Annotated in this window: 9 protein-coding genes and 1 pseudogene; 6 read left to right on the top strand and 4 right to left on the bottom strand. The window is 68.2% G+C overall.

What is annotated here, in order from left to right; genetic code table 11:
- A pseudogene (locus tag DIE21_RS36445) lies at window positions 1-251 on the bottom strand (sulfonate ABC transporter permease); the annotation flags it as partial.
- Window positions 252-744: 493 nt separating this feature from the next.
- Here DIE21_RS36445 and DIE21_RS36440 point away from each other — a divergent pair.
- A complete protein-coding gene (locus DIE21_RS36440; protein ID WP_027786765.1) occupies window positions 745-1,011 on the top strand; it encodes a hypothetical protein in 267 nt (88 codons plus the stop codon).
- Between the two features lie 40 nt (window positions 1,012-1,051).
- Here DIE21_RS36440 and DIE21_RS36435 read toward each other — a convergent pair whose 3' ends face one another.
- Window positions 1,052-2,368 (bottom strand): ATP-binding protein, encoded by a 1,317-nt coding sequence (locus DIE21_RS36435; protein WP_124502162.1) that lies wholly within the window; start codon window positions 2,366-2,368, stop codon window positions 1,052-1,054.
- Window positions 2,352-3,077, bottom strand: coding sequence for a response regulator (locus DIE21_RS36430; RefSeq protein ID WP_009693256.1), 726 nt, complete (start codon window positions 3,075-3,077; stop codon window positions 2,352-2,354). The genes DIE21_RS36435 and DIE21_RS36430 overlap by 17 nt, the downstream gene beginning before the upstream one ends.
- Before the next feature lie 226 nt (window positions 3,078-3,303).
- Between DIE21_RS36430 and DIE21_RS36425 the strand changes: the two genes are divergently transcribed.
- Complete coding sequence (locus tag DIE21_RS36425; RefSeq protein WP_124502161.1) at window positions 3,304-3,855, top strand: periplasmic heavy metal sensor; 552 nt, start codon at window positions 3,304-3,306, stop codon at window positions 3,853-3,855.
- Between the two features lie 70 nt (window positions 3,856-3,925).
- Here DIE21_RS36425 and DIE21_RS36420 read toward each other — a convergent pair whose 3' ends face one another.
- Window positions 3,926-4,624 (bottom strand): pirin family protein, encoded by a 699-nt coding sequence (locus DIE21_RS36420; RefSeq protein ID WP_124502160.1) that lies wholly within the window; start codon window positions 4,622-4,624, stop codon window positions 3,926-3,928.
- Window positions 4,625-4,990: 366 nt separating this feature from the next.
- On the opposite strand from DIE21_RS36420, the gene DIE21_RS36415 reads away from it, so the two are divergent.
- The 4 genes from DIE21_RS36415 (at window position 4,991) to DIE21_RS36400 (ending at window position 8,191) form a co-directional block, all read left to right on the top strand.
- The gene (locus tag DIE21_RS36415) at window positions 4,991-5,767 is read left to right on the top strand and encodes an ABC transporter substrate-binding protein (protein ID WP_124502159.1); all 777 of its coding nucleotides are present in this window, start codon (window positions 4,991-4,993) and stop codon (window positions 5,765-5,767) included.
- A gap of 228 nt (window positions 5,768-5,995) precedes the next feature.
- Entirely contained in the window at window positions 5,996-6,685 is a 690-nt protein-coding gene (locus tag DIE21_RS36410; protein WP_124502158.1) for an ABC transporter permease, read from the top strand.
- Complete coding sequence (locus DIE21_RS36405; protein ID WP_124502157.1) at window positions 6,682-7,395, top strand: ABC transporter permease; 714 nt, start codon at window positions 6,682-6,684, stop codon at window positions 7,393-7,395. Before DIE21_RS36410 ends, DIE21_RS36405 begins: the two co-directional genes overlap by 4 nt.
- Window positions 7,396-7,411: 16 nt before the next feature.
- Entirely contained in the window at window positions 7,412-8,191 is a 780-nt protein-coding gene (locus tag DIE21_RS36400; RefSeq protein ID WP_124502156.1) for an ABC transporter ATP-binding protein, read from the top strand.
- The last annotated feature ends 95 nt before the right edge of the window (window positions 8,192-8,286 follow it).

The raw sequence follows: 8,286 nt of genomic DNA, 5'->3' as shown, positions 1-8,286 counted from the left end.
AGCGACGCGACCATCGCGGCGAGCATCCGCAGCGTCGTGCGCAACGCGTATTCGGGCAGGTTCGACGGATCGAGCGAAATCTTCTGGGTCTGAAGGGTCCCGATCGGCGCCATCGTTTCATGAAAGCCGACGACCGCCATCGCGATCAGGCAGATGATCAGCGGGAACGCGATGAAGTCCCACCGGTTCGGCAGGACGCGCCACGCGGACGCGTTGGCGGTCCGGTTCGGATTGAAGAATCCGACGTCCATCAGGCGCCCTCCCCGGTAAGGCCGAACGAAGCCGGCAGACGATGTTGATTCATGGCAAAGCGCACGGGCGCGGTAATTCGACGCGGTAATTCGATTGATTCACGATCTCACGCCGGCGCGGCGCGCCGGGCGTGCAAGCTGCGCCCCGGCGCGGCGAGTCGGCTGCGACGGCACGACACTACACCAACCTGTATTTCAGGTTCAACCGTCCGGGGGCAGTGCGGCGACGCGCGGGCGGTGCACGGATCGTGCCCGGCGCGCAGGCGGACGGCGCGCGCGGTGCGGAGCAGCCCGGCCGCAGTCGTCCGGCCGGCGTGCAGGCCCCGAATTATGCCGTGATCCGGGCCGGCCGGGAACCCGGCAGCCGCACACGGGCGCAAACCATGCCGGACGTCGGCGGACGATTGCGGCGAAGCAGGTATGATCGGGGCTAGCCCCTGGGGTCTGCCGACCGGCAGCCCCCGGGGATCGACCGACCAGCGGGAGGAAGGGAATGGCAGGAAACTTGGTGATCGTCTGCCGCGATCAGGACGCCGATGCGTTCTACGAGCTGATGCAGGAATACGGGTCGTTCCAGACCCGGCTGTCGTCGACGGCGTGGTACCTGAACATGAACGTCGTGCCGGAATCGCTGCAGGAGGAAATCCTGGAACGCCTGGGCCGCTATACGACCGTCTATATCTTCGAGGCCACCAGCGTGACCTACAACACCATCGACAGCAACGCCGCCGAGACGCTCGGCACGCTGTTCGGCGAATGATGCCGCGCGGCGCCTGCCCGGCAGGCGCCGCATGCGCCGCTTACGCGGCCTGTGCGTGACGTTCGTCCTTCGGCACCACGTCGAACGGGAACGTCATCGCCACGCGCAGGCCGCCCTCGGGACGGTTGCCGATCTCGCACGCCCCGCCCAGCCTCAGCACGAGCCGCTCGACGATCGCGAGCCCCAGCCCGCTGTGGCCGTTCCCGCCGCGCGCGGGGTCGAGCCGCACGAACGGCCGCGTCGCGGCCGCGAGGTCGCGCGGCGCAATCCCCCCGCCGCTGTCGCTGACCGACAGCACGTAGCCCGTCGGCGTACGCGCCGTCTCGACCAGCACGGGCGGTGCGCCATACGCATGCGCATTGTCCAGCAGGTTCGACAGGATCCGGTCGAGCGTCGCGGTCGGCAGGCGGAAGCCCTCGTCGGCCGCGAGATGCGTCTGGACCGCCGGCGCGTTCGGTGCGACCGCGCGATAGCTGCGCGCGATCCGCTCGCAGGTCTGGTCGACCGGCACAGGCTCGCTGCGGTCCGCCCCGCCGTGCGCGAACACGAGAAACTGGTCGACGATGTGCGACATCGAGTCGACATCGCGCACCACGCCGTCGCGCAGCCGCGCGTCGTCCATCATTTCCGCGCGCAGGCGCATCCGCGCAAGCGGTGTGCGCAGGTCGTGCGCGACGCCGGCCAGCATCACCGCGCGGTCGCTCTCGGCCTGCGACACCTGTTCCACCATCTGGTTGAAGCCGTGCGTGAGCTGGCGCAGCTCGCGCGGACCGCGCTCGCGCAGCGGCGGCACCGGCTGGCCGCGGCCGAAGCGCGCGACCGCGCGCGCCAGCGAGCGCAGCGGCTGCTGCAGCTGCCAGGCCGCGAACAGCGCGGCGATCACGCCGGCCGAGAAGATCGTGCCGAGCCACAACAGCATCCGGTCGAGCGAGCGCGGCGGCCGCAGCGGCTGCACCGGCACCACGATCCAGTTGGGGTCGGTCGGCTCCTTGACCCACAGCACCGGCGGATGGCCCGGCGCGCCGATCTCGACCCGGGTGCCGGCCGGCATCCGCTCGCTCACGTCGTCGCGGAAACGCTTGAGCGGCGCCGGCAGGTTCGACTCGGCGTCCTTCGGTACGTCGGCACTGTCCGGCGACACCAGCCGCACCCGCGACGGCAGCGGCTGGTCGGGCGTGCGCTCGACGTGCTGGCGCACCGCGTCGACGAGGAACGCGGCCTCCTCGACCGCGTAGCGCGTCTGCATCTGGCTGCGCTCGAGGCGCATCGCGAAAAACCATGCGAAGTGCGACAGGAGCAGCACGCCGACGACCAGCAGCGCCAGCCGCCCGAACAGCGAATCAATGGGTTTGCGCATGGGCCTCGCCGTCGGGCACGAACACGTAGCCGCGCCCGCGGACCGTCTGGATGAAGCGCGGCGTCGACGGATCCGTTTCGAGGATGCGGCGCAGGCGCCACACCTGGACGTCGATGCCGCGGTCGGTGCCGTCGTACTCGGGCCCGTGCAGCAGCTCGAGCAGCCGCTCGCGCGTGAGCGTGCGCAGCGCATGGTTCACGAAGATCTTCAGCAGCGCGAATTCGCTGCTCGACAGCGTCGCCGGCTTGCCGTCGACCGACAGCGTGCGCGCCTGGAAGTCGAGCACGAAGCGGCCGAACGCGAACGGCTCGCGCTGCTCGGGCGCCGCCGCCGACGGCGTCGCGCGGCGGCGGCGCAGCACGGCCTGCACGCGCGCGAGCAACTCGCGCGGGTTGAACGGCTTGCCGAGGTAGTCGTCCGCGCCGAGTTCGAGCCCGACGATGCGGTCGACGTCGTCCGCGCGCGCGGTCAGCATGATCACGGGGATGTCGTCGCCGGCCGCGCGCAGCTGGCGCAGCGCGGTCAGGCCATCCACGCCCGGCATCATCAGGTCCAGCACGATCAGGTCGGGCCGCTCGCGCTCGAGGCGCTTCTCGAGCGTCGCCGCGTCGTGCAGCACGGACACTTCCATCCCCTGGCGCACGAGATAGTCGCGCAGCAGGTCTCGGAGTTCTTGGTCGTCGTCGACGATGAGGATCTGGGTAGTCATGGCTTGAAGTTTACCGCGCGAGTGCGGAGTCGAAGAACGAAACAAAGGGACGAAAGGGTTACTGCGGGTTACGGCGCAAGGGAACTGTAATGCGCCGTAACCCGGCAGCCACCCCGCGTAACACCGGCCGGGGCACGCGCCGCTAACCTGCGTCTTACCGGATGCGGTACACGGATCACCCCGCGCCCCGCATCGCCGGACCCTCTGGATACAAGGAGTTTCTGAAATGTATAAGAAGACTTCCCGCGTGGCCATTGCGGCCGCCACCGTGCTCGCTCTCGCCTTCGGCACCGCGCATGCCGCGCAACCCGACGACATGCCGCCGCCGGGCGGCCCCGGCATGCACCAGATGCACGGCGGCCATGACGGCGGCCCGTTCGGCATGATCATGAAGCTGCACGACCAGCTGAAGCTCAACGCGTCGCAGGAACAGCAATGGCAGACGGCCGTCAACACGATGAAGCAGAACCATGAAGCGATGCGCAAGAGCCACGAGCAGATGCGCGAGCAGTTCAAGGCGCAGCAGAACCAGCCGATCCTCGACCTGAGCGCGATGCACGCCGCCCGTCAGCAGGCCGAGCGGCAGAATGCGCAGCTGCGCGAGCAAAGCTCGGCGGCCTGGCTCGCGTTCTACAACGGGCTGAACGACCAGCAGAAGACGACGGTCAGCACCGCGCTGAAGCAGCAGTTCGCACGGATGGAACAGCGTCACGAGAAGATGAAGGAGCGCTGGCAGCAGCACCGCGCGGCCAAGGGCGCGTCGGCGCCGGCGCAGTAAGCCGGCGGGCCGCCGCCCCGCGCGGCATCGCAGGGGACGCGGGCGCCCGGCCCGCGTCCCCTGTTTCATTTCAGGCGACGTCGAACAGCAGCACCTCGGCCGCCCGGCCGCGTGCGAACGCGACCGCGTCCACCCCCGCGATCCGCGCGCCGTCGCCCGCGGCCAGCGCGTGGCCGTTGACCTCCACCTCGCCGCGGGCCACATGCACGTACGTGCCGCGTCCGGCCCGCACGCCGAAGGCCGTCTCCTCGTCGCCGTCGATCAACCCCGCGAAGATCCGCGCGTCCGCACGGATCGACAGCGCGCCGTCGTCACCGTCCGGCGATGCGACGAGCCGCAGGCGCCCGCGCTTCTCGTTGTCGGCGAAACGCCGCTCCGCATAGCCGGGCAGCCCGCCCCGCTCGGCCGGCTGCAGCCAGATCTGCAGCAGATGCAGCGCCCGGTCGCACGACGCGTTGGTTTCGCTGTGCATGAGCCCCGTGCCGGCGCTCATCCGCTGGACGCCGCCGGCCCGCACGATTGCGCCGTTGCCGAGGCTGTCGCGATGCGCGAGCGCACCGTCCAGCACGTAGGTGACGATTTCGAGATTGCGGCGCGGCTGCATCCCGAAACCGCGCGTCGGTGCGATCCGGTCCTCGCTCAGCACGCGCAGCGCGCCGAACGGCGGATGCGTGGCCCCGGCGTGGCCGGCGAGCGGGAAGCTGTGGCTCGATTCGAGCCAGCCTTGACGCGTGTGGCAACGGTCGGCGGCGCGGCGGATCTGGAACATGGGGCGGGCACTCCGGCGGGCAGGTCTTCTTTTTCGGGTTTACCAGCACTGTAGGGGCGCGCGGCGCGCGCCACAATCCGCCGCACGCGCACCGCATCGTTGCGCCGACGCACCCAATCGACGCAATACCCGTTGCAAATACCACGATTGCCGCAACACCCCGATCGAAGAATCGATCGGTCGCGCCGGATTGCCGTTTTCCGGATATCGCGTTCGGGTAAAATACCGCCCTTTTGGCGCTCGCCCGTCCGGCGGGCGCCGTTGCCAGCGCGCCGAAACACGAATTTTGGCCGTCTAGAATACGCCGCGGCGCCCGGCCCGACCGGCCGCGAGCGCCCCCCGGAAGTGAGCGACAAAAGGATGGAAATGAAGAAGGCCGCCCTGTGCGCCGCCCTCGCCCTCGTGGCGGGCAGCGCCTTCGCGAAAGAGTGGAAGACCGTGCGGATCGGCGTCGATGCCAGCTACCCGCCGTTCGAGTCGACCGCGCCGAGCGGCGAGATCGTCGGTTTCGACGTCGATCTCACCAAGGAAATCTGCAAGCGGATCAACGTGAAGTGCGTGTGGGTCGCGCAGGATCTCGACGGGATCATCCCGGCGCTGAAGGCGAAGAAGTACGACGTCATCGTGTCGTCGCTGACCGTCACGGACAAGCGCCGCGCGCAGATCGACTTCTCCGACAAGGTGTACGACGCGCCCGCTCGCATGATCGCGAAGGCCGGCTCGCCGCTGCTGCCGACGGTCGCGTCGCTCAAGGGCAAGCGTGTCGGCGTCGAGCAGGGCTCGACGCAGGAATCCTACGCGAAGGCGTACTGGGAACCGCAGGGCGTGACGATCGTTCCTTACCAGAACCAGGACCAGGTCTATGCCGATCTCGGCTCGGGCCGCCTCGACGCGACGCTGCAGGATGAACTGCAGGCCGACTACGGTTTCCTGCGCACGCCGCGCGGCAAGGGTTTCGCGTTCGCCGGCCCGGAAGTGAAGGATCAGAAGACGATCGGCGACGGCACCGCGATCGGCCTGCGCAAGGAAGACACGGACCTGAAGCTCAAGCTCAACAAGGCGCTGGCCGACATGCACGAGGACGGCACGTACGACCGGCTGTCGCACAAGTATTTCTCGTTCAGCGTCTACTCGGCGCGCTGAGCGCCGACAATGACGGGAAGCGGATGTGGGGGCGGCCCCGCGTCCGGCAGTACAGGCAGTCAACCACGCGCCGCCCGCCCCCTCGCCCGCCGCCCGCGCGACGGGCTGGCCCGGCACCGTTGCCGGGGCGGACGGTCATGATACGCACGGGGCGTTCCGCGCAGCTTGGCGGGCGCGTCTTTCACGGCGCACCGCGCGCGCCCTCAGGGACCACACCAGGGACCACATATGTTTCTACAAGGCTACGGCCCGCTGATCCTCGCAGGCACCTGGCAAACCGTCAAACTGGCGGTGCTGTCGCTCGCGCTGTCGTTCCTGCTGGGCCTGCTCGGCGCGGGCGCGAAGCTGTCGCGCAACCGCTTCACGAACGGCGCCGGCACCGTCTACACGACGCTGATCCGCGGCGTCCCCGACCTCGTGCTGATGCTGCTGCTGTTCTACAGCCTGCAGATCTGGCTGAACGTGGCGACCGACGCGCTCGGCTGGGACCAGATCGACATCGACCCGTTCCTAGCCGGCGTGCTCGTGCTCGGCTTCATCTACGGCGCGTACTTCACCGAGACCTTCCGCGGCGCGTTCCTGTCGGTGCCGCGCGGCCAGCTCGAGGCCGGCAGCGCGTACGGGATGACCAGCTGGCAGGTGTTCACGCGGATCATGTTCCCGCAGATGATGCGCTTCGCGCTGCCGGGCATCGGCAACAACTGGCAGGTGCTCGTGAAGTCGACCGCGCTCGTGTCGATCATCGGCCTCGCGGACGTCGTGAAGGCGTCGCAGGACGCCGGCAAGGGCACGCTGCGGTTCTTCTTCTTCACGCTGATCGCCGGTGCGGTCTACCTCGCCATCACGACGATCTCGAACTTCGTGCTGATGTGGCTCGAAAAGCGCTACTCGACCGGTGTCCGCAAGGCTGACCTATGATCGCACTCATCCAAGAATACTGGCGCAACTACCTCTACACCGACGGCTTCCGGCTCACCGGCGTCGCGATCACGCTGTGGCTGCTCGTCGTGTCGATCGGCCTCGGCTTCTGCCTGTCGGTGCCGCTCGCGGTGGCCCGCGTGTCGAAGAAGAAGTGGCTGTCGGGCGCCGTATGGCTCTATACGTACGTGTTCCGCGGCACGCCGCTCTACGTGCAGCTGCTGCTCTGCTACACCGGCCTCTACAGCCTGCAGTTCGTGCGCGGCACGCCGCTGCTCGACGCGTTCTTCCGCGACGGGATGCACTGCACGCTGCTCGCGTTCACGCTGAACACCTGCGCGTACACCACCGAGATCTTCGCGGGCGCGATCAAGTCGACGTCGTACGGCGAGATCGAGGCCGCGCGCGCGTACGGGATGTCCACCTACACGATGTATCGCCGCGTGATCCTGCCGTCCGCGCTGCGCCGCTCGCTGCCGCTCTACAGCAACGAAGTGATCCTGATGCTGCACGCGACCACCGTCGCGTTCACCGCGACCGTGCCGGACATCCTGAAGATCGCCCGCGACGTCAACTCGGCGACCTACATGTCGTTCCACGCATTCGGCATCGCCGCCCTGCTCTATCTCGTGATCTCGTTCACGCTCGTGTGGCTGTTCCGCCAGGCCGAGCGTCGCTGGCTCGCGTATCTGCGCCCGCAAGGCAAGTAAGTTTTCGCAGGACTATATGAATTCCCAGACTCAGAAGCTTTTCGTCGACGATCTGCACAAGCGATACGGCGACAACGAGGTGCTCAAGGGCGTGTCGCTGAAGGCGAACTCGGGCGACGTGATCAGCGTGATCGGCTCGTCCGGTTCCGGCAAGAGCACGATGCTGCGCTGTATCAACTTCCTCGAGCAGCCGAACGCGGGCCGCATCGTCGTCGACGGCGAGGAAGTGCGTACCACCCCCGACAAGACGGGCGCGCTGCGCGCGGCCGATTCGAAGCAGCTGCAGCGCGTGCGCACCAAGCTGTCGATGGTGTTCCAGCACTTCAACCTCTGGTCGCACATGAACGTGATCGAGAACGTGATGGAAGCGCCCGTCAACGTGCTCGGCATCCCGAAGAAGGAAGCCGAGGAGCGTGCGCGCGAATATCTCGAGAAGGTCGGCCTCGCGCCGCGCGTGGAAAAGCAGTATCCGTCGCACCTGTCGGGCGGCCAGCAGCAGCGTGTCGCGATCGCGCGCGCGCTGGCGATGCATCCGGACGTGATGCTGTTCGACGAGCCGACGTCGGCGCTCGATCCGGAACTCGTCGGCGAAGTGCTGAAGGTGATGCAGAAGCTGGCCGAGGAAGGCCGCACGATGATCGTCGTCACGCACGAGATGGGCTTCGCGCGCAACGTGTCGAACCACGTGATGTTCCTGCACCAGGGGCGCGTCGAGGAAGAAGGCGTGCCGGCCGAGGTGTTCGCCAACCCGAAGAGCGAACGCCTGCGCGGGTTCCTGTCGGGCAGCCTCAAGTAACGCACACGACGCGTTGCGAATCGGGATAGGGGCGGTCAGGTAGCCTGACCGATCCCCTCCCACACCACCCGGCATGCGGGTCCGCACCGGGCGGT

Origin of the sequence: Burkholderia sp. Bp9140 (assembly GCF_003853425.1) — a bacterium.
Taxonomy (GTDB): Bacteria; Pseudomonadota; Gammaproteobacteria; order Burkholderiales; family Burkholderiaceae; genus Burkholderia.
The sequence above is the reverse complement of the archived record's forward strand: the minus strand, read 5'-3'. Positions and strand labels throughout refer to the sequence as shown.

What these genes read in the sequence shown, in the direction of transcription:
- DIE21_RS36440 (WP_027786765.1), top strand. Translation starts at nt 745, where the DNA reads ATGGCAGGAAACTTGGTGATCGTCTGCCGCGATCAGGACGCCGATGCG.
- DIE21_RS36435 (WP_124502162.1), bottom strand. Translation starts at nt 2,368, where the DNA reads ATGCGCAAACCCATTGATTCGCTGTTCGGGCGGCTGGCGCTGCTGGTC.
- DIE21_RS36430 (WP_009693256.1), bottom strand. Translation starts at nt 3,077, where the DNA reads ATGACTACCCAGATCCTCATCGTCGACGACGACCAAGAACTCCGAGAC.
- DIE21_RS36425 (WP_124502161.1), top strand. Translation starts at nt 3,304, where the DNA reads ATGTATAAGAAGACTTCCCGCGTGGCCATTGCGGCCGCCACCGTGCTC.
- DIE21_RS36420 (WP_124502160.1), bottom strand. Translation starts at nt 4,624, where the DNA reads ATGTTCCAGATCCGCCGCGCCGCCGACCGTTGCCACACGCGTCAAGGC.
- DIE21_RS36415 (WP_124502159.1), top strand. Translation starts at nt 4,991, where the DNA reads ATGAAGAAGGCCGCCCTGTGCGCCGCCCTCGCCCTCGTGGCGGGCAGC.
- DIE21_RS36410 (WP_124502158.1), top strand. Translation starts at nt 5,996, where the DNA reads ATGTTTCTACAAGGCTACGGCCCGCTGATCCTCGCAGGCACCTGGCAA.
- DIE21_RS36405 (WP_124502157.1), top strand. Translation starts at nt 6,682, where the DNA reads ATGATCGCACTCATCCAAGAATACTGGCGCAACTACCTCTACACCGAC.
- DIE21_RS36400 (WP_124502156.1), top strand. Translation starts at nt 7,412, where the DNA reads ATGAATTCCCAGACTCAGAAGCTTTTCGTCGACGATCTGCACAAGCGA.